Genomic DNA, 18078 nt, shown 5'->3' with positions numbered 1-18078 from the left:
CTCACCGGTCGGCGGCTTCCGGGGTTTCTGGGGTTTCTGGGGTTTTCAGGGCTTCCAGATCGAGCGCGCGGCGCATGGTGGCGCGGGCGCGGCGGCGGTCGCCGGCGATGTCGTAGGCGTAGGCCAGGCGGTACCAATGCCGCCAGTCGTCGGGATGCCGCTCGAGTTCGGCCCGCCGCTGCTCGAACCAGGCGTCCGCGGCCTTCCGGTCCACCCGGCCCGACGGCCTCCGCGGCAGGTCCGAGGCGTCGGGCAGGCCGCCCTCCTCGTCCAGGCGCCGGGCCAGCCGCTGGATCCGCATGCCGGAGCGCCAGGTGGCCACCACCATCCACACCCCGAGCAGCGGCAGCACCAGCACCCCGGCCCCGAGCGCCACGCCGGGGGCCGTTCCGGTGCGCAGCAACGCGATCGCCCGGCCGGCGAGCAGCACCAGGTAGACCGCGAGCGCGGCGGTCAGCAGCAGCGCGACGTTGCGGGCCTTCACAGGTTCAGCACGTTTTCCAGGCCGACGGTCAGGCCGGGGCGGCGCACGACCTCCCGCAGGCCGAGCAGCACGCCGGGCATGAACGACGACCGGTCCATCGAGTCGTGCCGGATGGTCAGCGTCTCGCCTTCCTGGCCGAACAGGATCTCCTCGTGCGCGACCAGCCCGGGCAGCCGGACCGAGTGGACCCGCACGTCCTCGACAAGTGCACCGCGAGCACCGTCCAGTTCGGCCGTGGTCGCGTCGGCGCCCGGGTTCAGTCCGGCCTCACGCCGCGCCTGGGCGACAAGCCGCGCGGTGTGCGCGGCGGTGCCCGACGGCGCGTCCGCCTTGCGGTTGTGGTGCAGTTCGATGATTTCGACCGACTCGTAGAACCGGGCCGCCTGCTGCGCGAACCGCATCGCCAGCACCGCGCCCAGCGCGAAGTTCGGCGCCACCAGCACACCGACCCCGGGCCGGGCCGCCAGCCACTCGCGCACCGTGGCCAGCCGCTCCTCGGTGAAGCCGGTCGTGCCCACGACCGCGTGGATGCCGTGCTCCACCGCGAAGGCCAGGTTGTCCATCACCGCGTCGGGATGGGTGAAGTCGACGACCACCTCGGCGCCGGCCAACGTCTCACATGAGTCGCCGGTGTCGACCTCGGCGACCACCTTCATGTCGGGAGCCGCCTCGACGGCCTTGACCACCGTGGCGCCCATCCGGCCGCGCGCGCCCAGCACGCCCACGCGAATCATGCGATCACCTCGTGCAGATCCTCCGGGAGTTCGTGTTCGTGAGCGTAAGGCCCGACCACCGCCGCCGCCGAAACCCCCGCCCCCGCGAAGAGAGTCCGGGCCAAATCGTAGACGTCCTCGGTGGTGACGGCGTCGATCCGCGCCACCGTTTCGTCCACGCTCTGGTAGAGCCCGTAGTTGAGCTCCTGCTTGCCGATCCGTGACATGCGCGAGGCTGTGTCCTCGAGCCCGAGCACCAGCCCACCGCGTAACTGGCCCTTCGCGCGGGCGACCTCGGCGTCGGTGAAGCCTTCCTTGCCGACGCGGCCGAGCACGTCCCGCAGCACACCGGAAACCTCCCCGAGCCGTTCGGGCTGGCACCCCGCGTAGACCGACAGGTGCCCGGTGTCGGCGTAGGTCGCCACCGACGAGTAGACCTGGTAGGCGAGCCCCCGCTTTTCCCGGATCTCCTGGAACAGCCGGGAGCTCATGCCGCCGCCGAGCGCGGCGTTGAGCACGTTGAGGACGTAGCGCCGCTCGTCGTGCCGGGACAGCGCGCGCAGCCCGACCATCACGTGCGCCTGCTCGGTGTCGTCGGTGTGCAGCACCAGCTTCCGCCCCGCCCGGATCCGCGCGTTGCCGCGGCGCGGCGGCACCGGAGTGTCCGAACCGGACAGTCGCGGCCGCAGAGCCCTGCGCAGGAGGCGAAGGACCTGCCCGTGCTCGATGTTGCCCGCGACCGCGAGCACCATTCGCGGCGGCGTGTACCGGCGGCGGTAGAAGTTGCGCAGCGCCGAGGCGGACATGCCGGTGATCGACCGCTCCGTGCCCAGCACCGGGCGGGCAAGCGGATGCCCGGCCAGCACGGTCTCGACGAACGTCTCGTGCAGCAAATCCTCGGGGTCGTCGTCGCGCATCGCGATCTCCTCGAGCACCACGCTGCGTTCCGTGTCCACATCGGACGCCGCGCAGAGGGCCTCGAACACCACGTCGGTGACCAGGTCCACGGCCAGCGGGAGATCTTCGTCGAGCACCTGCGCGTAGTAGCAGGTGTGCTCCTTGGCCGTGAAGGCGTTGAACTCACCGCCGACCGCGTCGATCTCCTCGGCGATCCGGGTGGCGCCGCGGTTCGTGGTTCCCTTGAACAGCAGGTGTTCCAGGTAGTGCGCCGCCCCGGCCACGCTCGGCGGCTCGTCGCGCGAGCCGATGCCGACCCAGAGGCCGACCGCCGCCGAGCGCACTCCCGGCACGTGCTCGGTGATCACCCGCAGCCCGCCCGGAAACACGGTGCGCTTGACGCCGGTGTCGAGGGTGCGGGTGCTGCCCGCCGGCTGCTGGTGTCCCGGTGTCTGTCGCGCCATGCGTCCCTTTTGGCTGGAGTGAGGGGGAAATCGAACGGACCGGGACGGCTGCTCGGACGAGCGGCCGTCCCGGTTTCCGTGGGTCCTACTTGGACTCTGTGGCCTCGGATGTCGACCCGGACTTGGCCTCGGGCTGGTCGGCCTTGTCCGCCTTCTCGCCCTTCTCGTCCTCGTCCCGGACGACGGTCAGGCTGATCTTGCCGCGGCTGTCGATGTCGGCGATCTCGACGCGGAGCTTGTCGCCCACGTTGACCACGTCCTCGACCTTGGCGATCCGTTTGCCGTTGCCCAGCTTGGAGATGTGCACCAGGCCGTCCTTGCCCGGCAGCAGCGAGACGAACGCGCCGAACGCGGCCGTCTTCACCACGGTGCCGAGGAAGCGCTCGCCGACCTTCGGCAGCTGCGGGTTGGCGATCGCGTTGATCTTGCTGATCGCGGCCTCCGCGGACGGGCCGTCGGCCGCGCCCACGTAGATGGTGCCGTCGTCCTCGATGGAGATGTCGGCGCCGGTCTCCTCGGTGATCGAGTTGATCATCTTGCCCTTCGGGCCGATCACCTCGCCGATCTTGTCGACCGGGATCTTCACGCTGGTCACCCGCGGCGCGTACGGGCTCATCTCGTCGGGGCGGTCGATCGCCTCGGCGAGCACCTCCAGGATGGTCAGCCGCGCGTCCTTGGCCTGCTTCAGCGCGGCCGCCAGCACCTCGGACGGGATGCCGTCGAGCTTGGTGTCCAGTTGCAGCGCGGTGATGATGTCCTTGGTGCCGGCGACCTTGAAGTCCATGTCGCCGAAGGCGTCCTCCGCACCGAGGATGTCGGTCAGCGCGACGTACTCCGTTTTCGGGCCGTCTCCGGTGTCGATGACATCCGACACCAGGCCCATCGCGATGCCCGCCACCGGCGCCTTCAGCGGCACACCGGCGTTGAGCAGCGACATCGTGGAGGCGCAGACCGAACCCATCGACGTGGAGCCGTTGGAGCCCAGCGCCTCCGACACCTGGCGGATCGCGTAGGGGAACTCGTCCCGCCTGGGCAGCACCGGCACCAGCGCGCGCTCGGCCAGCATGCCGTGCCCGATCTCGCGGCGCTTCGGCGAGCCGACGCGCCCGGTCTCCCCGGTGGAGAACGGCGGGAAGTTGTAGTGGTGCAGGTAGCGCTTGGTGCTCTCCGGGGACAACGAGTCGATCTGCTGCTCCATGCGGAGCATGTTCAGCGTGGTCACGCCCAGGATCTGGGTCTCGCCACGCTCGAACAGCGCCGAGCCGTGCGCCCGCGGCACGATGGCCACCTCGGCGGACAGGTGCCGGATGTCGGTCAGGCCACGGCCGTCGATGCGGATCTTGTCCCGCAGGATGCGCTGCCGGATCAGCTTCTTGGTCAGCGAGCGGAACGCCGCGCCGATCTCCTTCTCGCGGCCCTCGAAAGCCTCACCCTCGCCGATGCCGACCTTGGCCAGCAGTCCGGCCTTGATGTCGTCGATCGCGGCCTCGCGCTCCTGCTTACCCGCGATGGTCAGCGCCTGCGCCAGACCGTCGGAGGAGACGGCGGCAACGGCTTCCAGTGCGTCCTGCTCGTAGGCCCGGTACAGCGGGAAGTCGCCGGTCGGCTTGGCAGCCACCTCGGCGAGCCGCTGCTGCGCCTCGCACAGCACCCGGATGAACGGCTTGGCCGCGTCCAGGCCCTCGCCGACGGTCTGCTCGTCGGGCGCCTTGTCACCCTTCGCGATCAGGTCGAGGGTGTTCTCGGTGCCCTCGGCCTCGACCATCATGATCGCCACGTCATCGGTGTTCGAGCCTTCGGGGCCGGCGGGCACGACGCGCCCGGCGACCACCATGTTGAAGGTCGCCTTCTCCAGCTGCGACCAGGTCGGGAAGGCCACCCACTGGCCCTCGATCAGGGCGACGCGCACGCCGCCGATCGGGCCCGAGAAGGGCAGCCCGCCGATCTGGGTGGAGGCCGACGCCGCGTTGATCGCGAGCACGTCGTACGGGTCCTCGGGGTGCAGGCTCTGCACGGTCACCACGATCTGGATCTCGTTGCGCAGGCCGTCGGCGAACGACGGGCGCAGCGGCCGGTCGATCAGCCGGCAGGTCAGGATCGCGTCCGTGGAGGGGCGCCCCTCGCGGCGGAAGAACGCGCCGGGGATGCGGCCCGCGGCGTACATGCGCTCCTCGACGTCCACGGTCAGCGGGAAGAAGTCGAAGTGCTCCTTCGGCTGTTTGGAGGCGGTGGTGGCCGACAGCACCATCGTCTCTTCGTCCAGGTAGGCGACTACGGCGCCGGCGGCCTGACGGGCCAGCCTGCCGGTCTCGAAGCGGACCGTGCGGGTGCCGAAGCGGCCGTTGTCGAGCACGGCCTCGGTTTCGTGCACGGTGAATCCGCCTGGGTCAGTCATTGCAGTAGTTCTCCTCGTTCTGCGGACGGCGCACTTCTCCACGAGGAGCGAAACCGGTCATCGATCGAAGCCCTCGGGACCTCTCCCGGGAGCCACTACCGAGGACCGGCATCCCTTGTCCCCGCGTGTGCGTCGCCCTGTCCTCTTCCTTGCGGTGTTCATGCACCGAGGGGGAGCGACCAGGTGGTCACTCCCCCTCGCTGAGTCACCGGCGGAGGCCGAGTCGCTGGATCAGCGACCGATACCGCTCGATGTCCACCTTCATCACGTAGTTGAGCAGCCGGCGGCGACGGCCGACCAGCAGCAGCAGACCACGACGAGAGTGGTGGTCGTGCTTGTGCACCTTGAGGTGCTCGGTGAGACCGATGATCCGCTTGGTCAGCAGGGCCACCTGGGCCTCGGGGGATCCGGTGTCCGAGTCGTGCACGCCGTACTCGGTGAGGATCGTCTTCTTCTCTTCGGTGGACAGTGCCACGCCGTGTTTCTCCTTGGGGGATGTGCCGTGTTGGTTGGAGACGGTGCCGGCCGCCACGGACCGCAGCCGGACCCAATGCGTCAGGATATCAGCCGCGCCCTCAGCCGACCTGGGCGGACCGCAGCCCGTACCGCTCGACCACCGAATACCGCACGCCCGGGGAAGCCGGTCCGGGGGTCGCGCCCCCGGACGGCCCGGCCACCGGATCGCTGCGCATGAGCACGGCCTCGGTGGCCGTCCACTCCGGGCTGGAGTACCCCGCCAGCAGGCGTGGCAACTCGGGCGGCACGGCCCGGCGCGTCCTGGCCAGCGTCAGGTGCGGCAGGTACGGGCGGTCCTGCCCGGCGCCGGCCGCGGTGGCCAGCTCGGTCAGCCCATCGCCGTAGACGCCCAGGTAGAGCACGTGCGAAAAGGACCCGGCACCCGCCAGCCGCAGGGTCGGCGCTACCTGTCCGGTCAGCTTGTCCCGCAGCCACTCCGCCCGCGCGTCCGGGTCGGTTTCTTCACCGTAGTAACCGAGCGTGACGTGCCAGAGGTCCGGTGCGGACCAGCGCACCCCTTCCGGGGAACCGAGATCGGCCAGCTCCGCCCGGATGGATTCGACGACCTCGGGCGGCGGCAGCAGGGCTGAGAACAGAAGCATGCGTCACCCCTGCATACCGGCCCGGCGGAGCAGGTCCGCGATGGCCGGGAAGTCCTCGTCCAGGCGCTTCGCGGCCTCGGTGAGGTCCTCGTCCTCGGCGATGTCGCGCAGCGCGGCCAGCACCGCCTGGTCGTCGGCGACCGCGGCGACCGGGATGTTGTCCCTCCCCACGGTCGGCCGGGAGTCGCGGACGTCCTCGAGCGCGGCCATCAGCGCCTCCTTGCGGCCGGCCGCGACCTCGGGGATCAGGCACTTGCGCTCGAGCATGATCATCCGGGCGAGCACGACCGGGTTGCCGATCTTGGCGCGGCGGCCGCTCATCACCTGGCTCAGCATGGGCGCACTGATGCCGAGCACCTCGGCGAGGAAGGCCTGCGACACGTTGAACGCCACGACCAGCCGGCGGACGCGGTCCCCGAGCGGCTCGCCGTACCACTCCCGCTGCAGGGCGATGTTGCGCTGGACGATCTTGTGGTCCTCCACCTTATGCCCGCTCCCCTAGTTCCCGGTGAGGATCCGCCTCACCCCGGTGGCCCCCCGACATCTTGCCAGGCAGGTCCGCCGGCCAGGCACCATTCCGGACAGCGATTCGCGTTCGCACTCGGGGTTCAGCGCAGGATCTCCCTCGTCCTCGCCACGTCGTCGTCGATCTGGGCGATCAGGTCCGGCACCGAGCCGAACCTGATCTGGTCCCGCAGGCGGGCCACGAAGTCCAGGGCCACGTGCTGGCCGTAGAAGTCCTCGTCCACGTCGAGCACGAACGCCTCGACGGTCCGCTCGCGCCCGGAGAAGGTCGGGTTCGTGCCGACCGAGACGGCCGAGGCGAGCCTGCGGCGCGGATCGCCGGCACGCAGGAACCAGGCGGCGTAGACACCGTCGGCCGGCGCGGCGGCGTACCGCGGGGTGGACAGGTTGGCGGTCGGGAAGCCCAGGCCGTGGCCACGCCCGTCGCCCCGGACCACGATGCCCTCCAGCCGGTGCGGCCTGCCCAGCGCGGCGGCGGCCGCGGCGACGTCACCGGCGTCGATGCAGGACCGGACATAGGTGGAGGAGAAGGTGATCTCGACCGGTTCGCCGTCCGGCACCGAGTCGCCCTGCAGTTCGGCGCCGTAGGTGGCGAAGCCGAACCGCCTGCCGAGTTCGCGCAGCAGGTCCACGTTGCCCACGGCCTTGTGCCCGAAGGTGAAGTTCTCCCCCACCACCACCGCGGCCACGTGCAGCCGGTCCACCAGGATCTCGTGCACGAACTCGTCCGCGGTCAGCCGGGACAGCTCCAGGGTGAACGGCAGGACCGCGAACACGTCGATGCCCAGCTCCTCGACCAGTTCCGCCTTGCGCCGCAGGGTGGTCAGCTGCGCGGGGTGGCTGCCCGGCCGCAGCACCTCGGAGGGATGCGGGTCGAAGGTGAGCATCACGCTGGGCAGGTTGCGCTGCTTGGCGATCTCGACCGTCCGCGCGACGAGCGCCTGATGGCCCCGATGCAGGCCGTCGAACACGCCGATCGTGACCACGCACCGTCCCCAGCCGCCGGGGAGATCTTCCAGACCGCGCCACCTCTGCACGAGCCGAGCGTAGCGAAGGGTCCTGCCGGTATCAGGCGGGGTCGAGGACGACGACCGAGCGGGAGACGCCGCCCGCGTCGACGGCGAGCGCGATGGCGTGCCCGTCGGGGGAGAACACACCGTAGGTGCCCTTGATGCCGGAGGCCCGGATCTGCTGTCCATATTGGACGGACTTGGCCGCGCGGGCGTCGACCTCGTAGCGCGGGAACGCGGCGGCGACCGCGGTGTCCAGGTCGTGGGTGAGCACGGGGTCCGCTTCGAGCTGTTCGAGGGTGCGCGCCGCGGCGAGTGTGAACGGCCCCACCGTGGTCCGGCGCAGCGCGGCCAGGTGCCCGCCGACGCCGAGGAACCCGCCGAGATCCCTGGCCAGCGCCCGCACATACGTGCCGGACGAGCATTCGACGATCGCGTCGAGTTCGATGGTGCCGCCTTCGCGGCGGGTGGCCAGCAGATCGAAGCGGTAGACCGTGACCGGCCGGGGCTTGAGCACGACCTCCTCCCCCGAACGCACCCGGGCGTAGGCGCGCTTGCCCGAGATCTTGACCGCGCTCACCGAGCTGGGCACCTGCTCGATTTCGCCGGTCAGCGCGGCGATTCCGGCCGCGATCGCCTCGTCGGTCACCTCGGCGAGCGCCGCCGGGTCCGCCGTGGACACTCGCTCGCCCTCGACGTCGTCGGTCGTGGTGGCGGCGCCGAGGGCGAAGGTGGCGAGGTAGGTCTTGCGGTCCAGCGCGAGGTGCCCGAGCAGTTTGGTGGCCCGTTCGATGCCCAGCACCAGCACGCCGGTGGCCATCGGGTCGAGGGTGCCGGCGTGGCCCACCTTGCGGGTCCCCATGATCTTGCGCACCCGCGCGACCACGTCGTGGGAGGTCATTTCCGGCGCCTTGTCGACGACGAGCAAACCGGGCGGGGGTGCGGGACGGGACCTCTTCGTTTCGGGCACGGCTGAACCTTAGTGCCCGGTCACAGGGTGCGGGCGTAGCACCGGGACAGCGGCTGGCCGCGGTAGGGACCGAAGTTTTCGATGGGAAGACAGCCTTCGCGCTCATAGAAGCGGATCGCGTCCGGCTGGGCCGGACCGGTCTCCAGCTTCACCGTGCGCAGGCCCCGTTGACGCGCCTGAAATTCCAGCTCGCGCAGCACGGCGACCGCCACGCCCGTGCCCCGCGCGTCCGGCACCACGTACATCCGCTTGATTTCCGCCGATCCGGCACCGAGCAGACGCAGCGCGTCACAGCCAACAGCGCGCCCTTTCCGATCACGAGCGACGAGGAACACAGCGATGTCCTCGGCGGAGGGACTGACACCCGGTTCGTGGTCGTCACAGCCATAGCGCGCGTCGAGTTCCGCGCGTTGCTCCGCGCGCGGTTTCGCGCCGTCGAAGTCGTCCCAGCGCTCGAAATGCACGGTAATCGTCACAAGTGTTACGGTAACAAATGTTACGGAAGGTGGGAAAGCATGGCGCGGACCGCGGACAAGACCGAGCAGGCCCGACGCATCTCCCAGGCCGTGTGGCGGATCATGGCCGAATCGGGACCGCAGGGCCTGACGCTCCGGGCGGTCGCCGCGGAAGCGGGCTGCACCACAGGCCTTGTCCTGCACCGGTTTCCGGACAAGCGGTCGCTACTGGTCCACGCGCGCGACCTGCTGCACGAGCGCACCGGCCGGGAAATGGACGAACTCGAACAGCACGGACCACCGGTCGAAGTGCTTCGCGGTGTGCTGCGCTACGCCGCCTCGGTGAATCCGGCCAAGCGGCAGGAGGCCCGGGTCCGGCTCGGTTACCTGGCCGCCGCGCTCGGCGACCCGGGACTCGCCGAGCGGCACACCACCGCCAACCGGGCCTTCCTCGCCCGGATCGACCGGCTCGTCGCCCGCGTCCGGCCCGATTGGGACTCCCGGACGCGGGCAACGGCCGGTACCGCGCTGGTGGCGCTGGTCGAAGGGGTGAACACGCTCGCGGTCGCCGACCCCGAGACCTGCTCACCCACCACTCAGGAAGAGGTGATCGACCGCGCACTGGCCACGTTTCTCGGTCAGACCGCGACGGCCTGAGGGACCGGCACGTCCCAGGGGCGCCGCCGGATCATCACGGGGACCTCTTCGCCCCTGGCCTGGGCGAGGAACAACGCGGCACGCGCGCGCCGCCACCACACCAGCATCCGGAAGGTGCCGAAGGCGAGCACGACCACCACGGACAGCAGGGCGGCCCGGAACTGGCCGCCGGTCAGCTGGAGCAGCACCCCGATGGCCAGCGCGGCGATCGTCGTGGCGCCGAAACCGCCCACGTTGACCACGCCGGTCGCCGTGCCGACGCGCGGGAGCGGGTTGTAGTCGCGGGCCAGCGCGAAACCGATCATGGACACCGGCACGCCGAGCGCGAGGAACGCGAAGCCCGGCACCAGCACCGTGAGCGGGATCCGGCCGGGCCAGGTGAGCAGCACGGCCCAGACCAGGGACGCGCCGCCGAGGTAGGCGCCGACCATCGGCATCCGCCAGCCCGGCCGCGCCGAGATGATGCCGCCGACCAGCGGGCCACCGACCAGCGAACCGACCACGAACACAATCAGCAGCGCGCTCGCCGTGGCCGCGGGCACGCCCTCGCCCTGGACCAGGAACGGCAGGCCCCACAGCAGGGTCAGCACGTTCGGCGCGAACATCGTGGAGAAATGCACCCAGAACCCGAGCCGGGTCGCGGGCACGCGCCACGCGGCGAGAACCCGACGTGCCAGCTCACGGCCGCTGACGCGCGGCGCCTCGGCCTCGAGTCCGGCGGGGTTGTCTTTGACGCGCGTGGAGACAACGGCGGCGTAGACCGCCGTGACGAGGCCGGCCACGAGGAACGTCGGGGTCCAACCCGGCCCGGCGAGCAGCAGTGTCAGCGGGACCGTCGCGGCGAGGTTGCCCAGGAAGCCGATGAACGTGGTGAAGGACGTGACGACCGCGTACTGGCGGCCCGGGAAATGCGCGGCGATCAGCCGCAGCACGCTGACGAAGGTCAGGGCGTCGCCCAAGCCGAGCACGCCCCGGGCGAGCAGGCCCAGCGCGTAGGAGTGCGCGACGGCCATCAGGATCTGGCCGGCGCCAAGGAAAAGCAGGGCGGCGGTGAGGATCTTGCGTGGCCCGTACCGGTCGACGAGGACTCCGGTCGGGATCTGCATCGCGGTGTAGACGCCCACCTGCAGAACGGTGAAGGTACCGAGCGCGGCGGCTCCGACGTGGAACCGGTTCGCGGCTTCCAGGCCCGCCACCCCGAAGGAGGTGCGGTGGAACACCGCGAGGAGATAGACGGTGGCGGCGGTCAACCAGATGAGCCAGGACCGGAGGCCTGCGTTGCCGGTCACGGGTGCCTGCTGGGGCCGCACGAAGAATTCCTTCCCGAGAACCGAGGGTGTCCTGGAAAACGCCAAGCTGCTGTCCCAGAGGGTTGTATCGCCCACACAAGCAAAATGTGCGCCCGTCGTCTCCGTGGCTTTGACCACAGGTGTTCTTCAGCGCACGGCGCCGACGATCGCCCACCGGCCCGAGCGCCAGCGGAGCACCACGGCGGCCAGGCGCAGGACCATGAACAGCGACAGGCCGGTCCAGATCCCGGGCAGTCCCCAGCCGAAGGCCAGCGAGAACCAGATCAGCGGGAGGAAGCCCACGGCCGCGGCGGCCAGGGTCGCGGTGCGCAGGAACCCCGCGTCCCCGGCGCCGAGCAGCACACCGTCCAAAGCGAATACCACGCCAGCCACGGGTTGCAGCGCGACGAAGAACCACCACGCGTGCGGAATCTCACGGAGAACACCGGGGTCGGCCGTGAAGGCGTGCGGGAGAACCTGGGACGCCAAGCCGAACAGCAGGCACAGCACGCAACCGAAGATCAGGCCGTACCGGGTGATCTGGCCGGCGACACCGCGGGCCTGCCGCTCGTGCCCGGCCCCGAGCGCGGCGCCCACCAGGGACTGAGCGGCGATCGCCACCGAGTCCAGCACGAGCGACAGGAAGGTCCACAGTTGCAGGACGATCTGGTGCGCGCCCACCGCCGCCGTCGAGGTACGCGCCGCCACGGCCGCCGCGGAAACGAAGCAAGCCTGGAAGGCGAAGCTGCGCAGCACCAGGTCCCGGCCGAGGGTCAGTTGCGTGCGCATCACGGAAGGCCGCGGCCGCAGGGAAATCCCTTCGGCGACAAGCGCACGCAGGAACAGGCCCGCGGAAACGACCTGCGCGGCCACGTTCGCCACCGCCGAACCTTCGAGGCCCCAGCCCGCACCGTAGACCAGCAGCGGGCACGCCACCGCCGAGATTCCGTTGCCCACCAGGACGAACCGCAGCGGGCGGGCGGCGTCCTGCACGCCGCGCATCCAGCCGTTGCCCGCCATGGTGACCAGGATCAGCGGCGCCCCGCACAACGCGATCCGCAGCCAGGACACCGCCGCCGCGGCGACGTCGGCGCTGCCCGCGAGGACCCGCGCGATCGGCCCGGCCAGTGCCTGCCCCGCCGCCAGCAGCACGAGTCCCACCGCGAGCGCGAGCCAGGTCGCCTGCACGCCTTCGCCGACGGCGTCCGCCCGCCGCCCGGCACCGTGCAGCCGGGCGGCGCGCGAAGTGGTGCCGTAGGACAGGAAGGTCAGCTGGGTCGACACCTGCGCCAGCACGACCCCGCCGACCGCGAGCCCGGCCAGCGGGAGTGCGCCGAGATGCCCGACGACCGCCGTGTCCACCAGCACGTACAACGGTTCGGCGGCGAGCACGCCGAGCGCGGGGACGGCCAGGCCGAACACTCGCTTCGCGGGGACCTGCTCAACGATCACCGCACCAGCGTAACCAACAACACCGACAACAACAGTTACCGTGATCTGGGAAACCGTGATGGTGCCCAACCCTGGGCAGGTGCGGCACACCGTGAGCGGGCTCGCGATCTCGTGTCCGGCGGCGTCGGAGAGAGCCACGCCGTAAGCAGGCCCACGATCTCGTGTCCGGCAGCGTCGGCGAGAGCCACGGTGGCATCACCAGCACCGGCGCGCCTGGCGTACGTGCCCGCCTCGATCTCGGCGTGAAAGCGGGAACGGCGCCGGGCGAGGTCTGCACGAGCGTCCCCTCGTTCTTCCAGATGATGGCTTCCGGCACGGTCACCGGGGCGATCAGGGACTGGAAGGCGATGCCGTTCCTGGTCAAGCGGCGCCTAGAGCAGGGGCGCCGTCGCCAGCGCGGTACGTACGGCGGTGAGCGCTTCCTCGATGGTGCCATGCACCGTGCACCCTGACGCGAGCCGGTGCCCTCCCCCGCCGAGACTCCGGGCCGCGACCGAGACGTCGAGTTTGCCGACAGCGCGCAGCGACACCGTCCACTCACCGGGCGCCTGCTCCTTGAACACCGCGGCGACCTCGGCCTCCCTGGTCGAGCGCACCACGTCGACCACGCCCTCGACCTCCTCCAAGCGGACCGTGGCGGCGTCGGCGGCGGTCACCGTCGCGTGCACCAGCCCGAAACCCTGCGCCTCTTCGGGTTCCAGCCGCGCCGTGCCCAGCACCTTCGACAACATCGGCAGCCAGGCGAACGGGTGGTCGTCGACGACTTCGCGGGCCAGCCGGTCCGGATCGACCCCGGCCTCGAGCAACCGCGCGGCGGCGTGATGCGTGGCCGGGGTGGCGCGGCGGAACCCACCGGTGTCGGTGACCAGCCCGGCATACAGGCAACGTGCGATCGGCTCGTCGAGCGGTACCCCGAGTTCGTCGAGCACCTTGAGCACGAGCACGGCGGTGGCTTCGGCGGCGACGTCCACCAAGTGATGCGTGCCATAGAACTGGTTCGACGCATGATGGTCGATCACCAGCACCGGCCCCCCGGCGGCGCGGGCGGCTTCGACGCGGTCGGCAAGGCTTCCTAGCCTGCTGGGGCTGGGCGTGTCGAGGCAGACCAGCAGCGGCCCGCTCGCCGGCACCTCCGAGACCGGCACGACAAGGTTGTCCGGGTCGAGGCCGCGCAGGCTTTCCGGGGTGTGGTCCGGAATCGCGAACGACACCCGCACGGTCGCGCCGCGCAGGAACAGCGCACGGCCGAGGGCCAGGGCGCTGCCGAGCGCGTCCGGGTCGGGCCGGACGTGGGCGAGCAGGGTGACCTCCCGCGCTTCCCGGAGCAGATCGGCGATGGCGCTCAGGACGGTCGGGCCGTGCTGGTCAGGGACGCTCATGGCAGGCAAGCTACGCTGTTTCCCGATGTTCCACTACGCCATCCTCGTCTACCCGGCCGCGAACCGGGTCTATGCCGACGCCTCGCCCGCGCTGCTGCGCGCCGAGCTGGCGGCGTTCGGCACAGCCCTGCACACCGAACCGGCCGAGATCTCGGAACGGCGCCTCGGCGGGGTCGGCTACGTGACGTTCTCCACACCCGAGGAACTGTCCGAAGAGGACATCGCACTCCTGTCCAACCTGTCTTCCTGCTACGCCCTGTTCGAGCTGAGTGGCGACCTGCTGCGGCCGGTTCTCCTGACCCCGCTGGACAAGTTCGACTCGGACCTGCTCACCATCCAGAAGTACTCGGGCAAGACCAACGAGCTGTTCACCAAGCTGCTGCTGAACGTCACCCTCCTGTCCACAGTGGAGGGATTCCGGCCCGGCCTGCGGGTGCTGGACCCGCTGTGCGGCCGGGGAACCACGCTCAACCAGGCCATGATGTACGGCTTCGACACCATCGGGGTCGAACTGGACCGCCACGATTTCGAGGCGTACCAGAAGTTCATCGTCACCTGGCTGCGCGGCAAGCGGATCAAGCACACCGCGAACGCCGGGCAACTGCGCCGGAACAAGGTCAAGCTCGGCCAGCGGCTGGAGATCTCCTACGGCGTGACCAAGGAGTCGTACAAGTCCGGCGAGACGCGCGAGCTGACCTTCCTCAACTGCGACACGCTGATCACCGACAAACTCGTGCGCGCCGGCTCCATCGACGTGATCGTCGTGGACGCGCCCTACGGCATCCAGCACGGCAGCCACCGGGCGGAGGAGCTGTCCCGCAGCCCGCGCGAACTGCTCGCGGCCGCCATCCCGGTGTGGACACGCACGCTGCGGCCCGGCGGCGCGATCGGCATCTCGTGGAACACGCACGTCACCAAGCGGGACGAGCTCGCCGAGATCCTGACCGGCGCCGGGCTCGACATCCGCACAGAGCTGGGCGACTTCTCGCACCGCGTGGATCAGGCGATCCTTCGCGACCTCATCGTGGCCCGCAAACCGCGCTGAGCCGCCAGGACACCCGCGAGTCCCACGCGAGCCGTGCGCGAGTCGGGCTTTCCCATCGCGCGAGTTCCGCCTTCCCAGCGCACGAGTTCCGCGTTCGCAGTTCGCGAGTCCCACTCGGTGTCGAACACAGCGGCCGAACGGGGCACGTCCCCGATCAGCGCCGAGCATGAAATCCCGATGAGGGAACTCGCCCTACCTCAACCGGGAACTTACCGCCCGCGAGCGCGGAACTCACGTAGCGCCAAAACCCGACTCGCGGGGCGCCAAAGCCCGACTCGCGGGGCGCGAAAGCCGGACTCGCGGGGCGCGGAGGGCGGGGTCGCGAGGGTGGGAGGGGTCAGGCTTCGTCGAGGTCGTCCTCGCGGGGGGCGCGGTAGGGGTCCGGGTCGCCGGCATGGCGGGCGCCGGTGGCGCGGCGGGCGACCTCCGCGTCGGCTTCGCGGGCCTTGGCGAGCAGGTCCTCGATGTGCCGCGCGGTGTCCGGGATGGTGTCGGCGACGAAGGTGAGGGTCGGCGTGAAGCGCACGCCCGTGCCCTGCCCGACCTTGGTGCGCAGCACCCCGCGCGCGGATTCGAGTGCGGCGGCCGCGCCGGCGAAGTCCGGTGCCGAATCGAGCTTGTCCCCCAGCACCGTGTAGTACACCGTCGCGTCGTGCAGGTCCGCGGTGACCTTCGTGTCGGTGATCGTCACGTGGTTCAGCCGCGGATCCTTGATCTCGTGCTCGATGGCCGACGCCACGATCTGGGAGATCCGCTTGGACAACCTGCGCGCGCGAGCCGGATCGGCCATGGCGCATCCCCTCTCCAATGTCTCAGTCTTCGGGTCCGAGCAGGCGGTGCCGGGCGGACAGCAGCTCCACTTCCGGCCTGCCCGCCATGAACCGCTCACACTCGTCCAGCACGTCACGAATGTGCTCACCATCGGCGGCCACCACCGCCACCCCGATCAGCGCGCGGCGGTGCAGGTCCAGGTGGCCCGCCTCGGCCACCGCCACCTCGAACCGCTTGCGCAGATCGGCGATCAGCGGCCGGATCACCGACCGCTTCTGCTTGAGCGACCGGACGTCGCCGAGCAGCACGTCGAACTCCAGCGCCCCTACGTACATTCCCGTTCTCTCACCTGGACTCGCCGAAGAGAGCTTCGGTGCACCAAGCGGGCACCGAAGCTCCCTTCACGGCCTCGACTCAGGCGCGCGGCTTCTCGCGCTGCTCGTAGGTCTCGATCACGTCGTCGACCTTGATGTCGCCGTAGGACCCCAAGGTCAGACCGCATTCGAACCCGTCGCGCACCTCGACCACGTCGTCCTTGAACCGCCGCAGCGAGCTGATCGGCAGGTTCTCGGCGATCACCACGTTGTCCCGCAGCAGCCGCGCCTTGGCGTTGCGCCGGATCTCCCCGGAGATGACCAGGCAACCGGCGATGGTGCCGAACTTGGAGGACTTGAAGACCTCTCGGACCTCCGCCTTGCCGAGTTCGACCTCCTCGTACTCCGGCTTGAGCATGCCCTTGAGCGCCTGCTCGATCTCCTCGATCGCCTGGTAGATCACCGTGTAGTACCGGACGTCGACGCCCTCGCGGTTGGCCCGCTCGGTCGCCTTGCCCTGGGCCCGCACGTTGAAGCCCAGCACGATCGCGTCGGAGGCGGTGGCCAGGTCGATGTCGCTCTCGGTGACGCCACCGACGCCGCGGTGCACCACGTTGAGCTCGACGTCGTCGCCGACCTCCAGCTGCAGCAGAGCCGCCTCGAGCGCCTCGACGGTACCCGAGTTGTCACCCTTGATGATCAGGTTGAGGGTCGAGGTCTCCTTCAACGCGGAGTCCAGGTCCTCCAGGCTGACCCTCTTCCGCCGCGCCGCGTTCTGGGCGTTGCGGATACGGGCCTGGCGCCGCTCGGCGATCTGCCGGGCCACCCGGTCCTCCTCGACGACCAGGAAGGTGTCACCGGCGCCGGGCACCGAGGTGAACCCGATGACCTGCACCGGACGCGAAGGCAGCGCCTCGGTGACGTCCTGGTTGTGCTCGTCGACCATCCGCCGCACCCGACCGTAGGCGTCGCCGGCCACGACCGAGTCGCCGACCCGCAGCGTGCCGCGCTGCACCAGCACCGTGGCGACCGGACCGCGGCCGCGGTCGAGGTGCGCCTCGATCGCCACGCCCTGGGCCTCCATGTCCGGGTTGGCCCGCAGGTCCAGGGTCGCGTCGGCGGTCAGCAGGATCGCCTCGAGCAACTGGTCGATGTTGATGTTCTCGCGGGCGGAGATGTCCACGAACATCGTGTCGCCGCCGTACTCCTCGGCGACCAGGCCGTACTCGGTGAGCTGCTGCCGGATCTTCTGCGGGTTGGCGCCTTCCTTGTCGATCTTGTTGACCGCGACCACGATCGGCACCTTGGCCGCCTGGGCATGGTTGATCGCTTCCACCGTCTGCGGCATGACGCCGTCGTCGGCGGCGACCACGATCACCGCGATGTCGGTCGACTGGGCACCGCGGGCACGCATGGCGGTGAACGCCTCGTGACCCGGGGTGTCGATGAAGGTGATCAGGCGCTTGGTGCCCTCGAGCTCGGTTTCCACCTGGTAGGCGCCGATGTGCTGGGTGATGCCACCGGCCTCGCTCTCGCGCACCTTCGTCTTCCGGATGGTGTCCAGCAGGCGGGTCTTACCGTGGTCGACGTGACCCATCACGGTCACCACCGGCGGCCGGACCTGCAGGTCTCCCTCGTCACCGACGTCCTCGCCGTAGGTGATGTCGAAGGACTCGAGCAGTTCGCGGTCCTCCTCCTCGGGGCTGACCACCTGCACGTCGTAGTTCATCTCCGAGCCGAGCAGCTCGAAGACCTCGTCCGACACCGACTGCGTCGCGGTGACCATCTCACCGAGGTGGAACAGCACCTGCACCAGCGAGGCCGGGTTGGCGTCGATCTTCTCCGCGAAGTCGGTCAGCGAGGCACCGCGCGGCAGCCGGATCGTCTCGCCGCCACCCTTGGGCAGGCGGACGCCGCCGACGCTGGGCGCCTGCATGTTGTCCATGTACTCCTGGCGCTTCTGCCGCTTCGACTTGCGGCCCTTGCGCGAGGGACCACCGGGACGGCCGAAGGCACCGGCCGTGCCACCGCGGCCACCGCCGCCGCCACGGCCACCGGGACCGCCACCGCGGAAGCCACCGCCACCACCGGCAGGCGCGCCGCCGCCGGGGCCGCCACCACCGGGACCACCCCGGAAGCC

At 70.3% G+C, this 18078-nt stretch carries 18 protein-coding genes; 2 read left to right on the top strand and 16 right to left on the bottom strand.

Annotation, left to right across the window (positions count from 1 at the left end):
- Position 1 precedes the first annotated feature (1 nt).
- The 10 genes from VJT49_RS30130 to VJT49_RS30085 all read right to left on the bottom strand — a co-directional run bounded on the left by VJT49_RS30130 (position 2) and on the right by VJT49_RS30085 (position 9052).
- Positions 2-484 carry a hypothetical protein gene (locus VJT49_RS30130; RefSeq protein ID WP_324168354.1) on the bottom strand — a complete coding sequence of 161 codons (483 nt, stop codon included), beginning with the start codon at positions 482-484 and terminating at the stop codon, positions 2-4.
- Positions 481-1218 (bottom strand): 4-hydroxy-tetrahydrodipicolinate reductase, encoded by a 738-nt coding sequence (gene dapB, locus VJT49_RS30125; protein ID WP_324168353.1) that lies wholly within the window; start codon positions 1216-1218, stop codon positions 481-483. The genes VJT49_RS30130 and dapB overlap by 4 nt, the downstream gene beginning before the upstream one ends.
- The gene (locus tag VJT49_RS30120; protein ID WP_324168352.1) at positions 1215-2558 is read right to left on the bottom strand and encodes a pitrilysin family protein; all 1344 of its coding nucleotides are present in this window, start codon (positions 2556-2558) and stop codon (positions 1215-1217) included. Before VJT49_RS30120 ends, dapB begins: the two co-directional genes overlap by 4 nt.
- Positions 2559-2643: 85 nt before the next feature.
- Positions 2644-4953: a polyribonucleotide nucleotidyltransferase gene (locus VJT49_RS30115; protein WP_324168351.1), complete on the bottom strand. Its 2310-nt coding sequence runs from the start codon at positions 4951-4953 to the stop codon at positions 2644-2646.
- 205 nt (positions 4954-5158) lie between these two features.
- The gene (gene rpsO, locus VJT49_RS30110; protein ID WP_324168350.1) at positions 5159-5428 is read right to left on the bottom strand and encodes a 30S ribosomal protein S15; all 270 of its coding nucleotides are present in this window, start codon (positions 5426-5428) and stop codon (positions 5159-5161) included.
- 100 nt (positions 5429-5528) lie between these two features.
- Positions 5529-6071, bottom strand: coding sequence for a 2'-5' RNA ligase family protein (locus VJT49_RS30105; protein ID WP_324168349.1), 543 nt, complete (start codon positions 6069-6071; stop codon positions 5529-5531).
- 3 nt (positions 6072-6074) lie between these two features.
- Positions 6075-6554, bottom strand: a complete 480-nt coding sequence (locus tag VJT49_RS30100; RefSeq protein ID WP_324168348.1) for a helix-turn-helix transcriptional regulator — start codon at positions 6552-6554, stop codon at positions 6075-6077.
- 125 nt (positions 6555-6679) lie between these two features.
- Entirely contained in the window at positions 6680-7633 is a 954-nt protein-coding gene (locus VJT49_RS30095) for a bifunctional riboflavin kinase/FAD synthetase (RefSeq protein ID WP_324168347.1), read from the bottom strand.
- 31 nt (positions 7634-7664) lie between these two features.
- Entirely contained in the window at positions 7665-8576 is a 912-nt protein-coding gene (gene truB, locus VJT49_RS30090) for a tRNA pseudouridine(55) synthase TruB (protein WP_324168346.1), read from the bottom strand.
- 20 nt (positions 8577-8596) lie between these two features.
- Positions 8597-9052 (bottom strand): GNAT family N-acetyltransferase, encoded by a 456-nt coding sequence (locus tag VJT49_RS30085; protein WP_324168345.1) that lies wholly within the window; start codon positions 9050-9052, stop codon positions 8597-8599.
- Positions 9053-9091: 39 nt separating this feature from the next.
- Between VJT49_RS30085 and VJT49_RS30080 the strand changes: the two genes are divergently transcribed.
- Complete coding sequence (locus VJT49_RS30080; protein ID WP_324168344.1) at positions 9092-9688, top strand: TetR/AcrR family transcriptional regulator; 597 nt, start codon at positions 9092-9094, stop codon at positions 9686-9688.
- On the opposite strand, the gene VJT49_RS30075 is transcribed toward VJT49_RS30080, so the two are convergent.
- The 3 genes from VJT49_RS30075 to VJT49_RS30065 all read right to left on the bottom strand — a co-directional run bounded on the left by VJT49_RS30075 (position 9670) and on the right by VJT49_RS30065 (position 13808).
- Positions 9670-10977, bottom strand: coding sequence for an MFS transporter (locus VJT49_RS30075; protein ID WP_324168370.1), 1308 nt, complete (start codon positions 10975-10977; stop codon positions 9670-9672). The genes VJT49_RS30080 and VJT49_RS30075 overlap by 19 nt on opposite strands.
- A 147-nt stretch (positions 10978-11124) precedes the next feature.
- On the bottom strand, positions 11125-12429 hold the full coding sequence (locus tag VJT49_RS30070) for an MATE family efflux transporter (protein WP_324168343.1): 1305 nt from the start codon (positions 12427-12429) through the stop codon (positions 11125-11127).
- A 371-nt stretch (positions 12430-12800) separates the two neighbouring features.
- On the bottom strand, positions 12801-13808 hold the full coding sequence (locus tag VJT49_RS30065) for a DHH family phosphoesterase (protein ID WP_324168342.1): 1008 nt from the start codon (positions 13806-13808) through the stop codon (positions 12801-12803).
- A 25-nt stretch (positions 13809-13833) separates the two neighbouring features.
- On the opposite strand from VJT49_RS30065, the gene VJT49_RS30060 reads away from it, so the two are divergent.
- On the top strand, positions 13834-14853 hold the full coding sequence (locus VJT49_RS30060) for an SAM-dependent methyltransferase (RefSeq protein WP_324168369.1): 1020 nt from the start codon (positions 13834-13836) through the stop codon (positions 14851-14853).
- A gap of 337 nt (positions 14854-15190) precedes the next feature.
- Here VJT49_RS30060 and rbfA read toward each other — a convergent pair whose 3' ends face one another.
- The 3 genes from rbfA to infB form a co-directional block, all read right to left on the bottom strand.
- On the bottom strand, positions 15191-15643 hold the full coding sequence (gene rbfA / locus VJT49_RS30055) for a 30S ribosome-binding factor RbfA (protein ID WP_324168341.1): 453 nt from the start codon (positions 15641-15643) through the stop codon (positions 15191-15193).
- Positions 15644-15665: 22 nt separating this feature from the next.
- Positions 15666-15959, bottom strand: coding sequence for a DUF503 domain-containing protein (locus tag VJT49_RS30050; protein WP_324168340.1), 294 nt, complete (start codon positions 15957-15959; stop codon positions 15666-15668).
- Positions 15960-16038: 79 nt separating this feature from the next.
- A partial coding sequence (gene infB, locus VJT49_RS30045; protein WP_324168339.1) for a translation initiation factor IF-2 occupies positions 16039-18078 on the bottom strand: 2040 nt, incomplete at its 5' end.

Origin of the sequence: Amycolatopsis sp., from assembly GCF_035276945.1 — a bacterium.
Classification (GTDB): Bacteria; Actinomycetota; Actinomycetes; order Mycobacteriales; family Pseudonocardiaceae; genus Amycolatopsis_E.
Note: the sequence above shows the minus strand (reverse complement) of the source record. Positions and strands in the feature narration are given on the sequence as shown.

Bases quoted from the DNA above. Each gene is read 5' to 3' on its own strand.
- dapB (WP_324168353.1), bottom strand. From the start codon at position 1,218: ATGATTCGCGTGGGCGTGCTGGGCGCGCGCGGCCGGATGGGCGCCACG.
- VJT49_RS30120 (WP_324168352.1), bottom strand. From the start codon at position 2,558: ATGGCGCGACAGACACCGGGACACCAGCAGCCGGCGGGCAGCACCCGC.
- VJT49_RS30115 (WP_324168351.1), bottom strand. From the start codon at position 4,953: ATGACTGACCCAGGCGGATTCACCGTGCACGAAACCGAGGCCGTGCTC.
- VJT49_RS30105 (WP_324168349.1), bottom strand. From the start codon at position 6,071: ATGCTTCTGTTCTCAGCCCTGCTGCCGCCGCCCGAGGTCGTCGAATCC.
- VJT49_RS30080 (WP_324168344.1), top strand. From the start codon at position 9,092: ATGGCGCGGACCGCGGACAAGACCGAGCAGGCCCGACGCATCTCCCAG.
- VJT49_RS30065 (WP_324168342.1), bottom strand. From the start codon at position 13,808: ATGAGCGTCCCTGACCAGCACGGCCCGACCGTCCTGAGCGCCATCGCC.
- VJT49_RS30060 (WP_324168369.1), top strand. From the start codon at position 13,834: ATGTTCCACTACGCCATCCTCGTCTACCCGGCCGCGAACCGGGTCTAT.
- rbfA (WP_324168341.1), bottom strand. From the start codon at position 15,643: ATGGCCGATCCGGCTCGCGCGCGCAGGTTGTCCAAGCGGATCTCCCAG.
- VJT49_RS30050 (WP_324168340.1), bottom strand. From the start codon at position 15,959: ATGTACGTAGGGGCGCTGGAGTTCGACGTGCTGCTCGGCGACGTCCGG.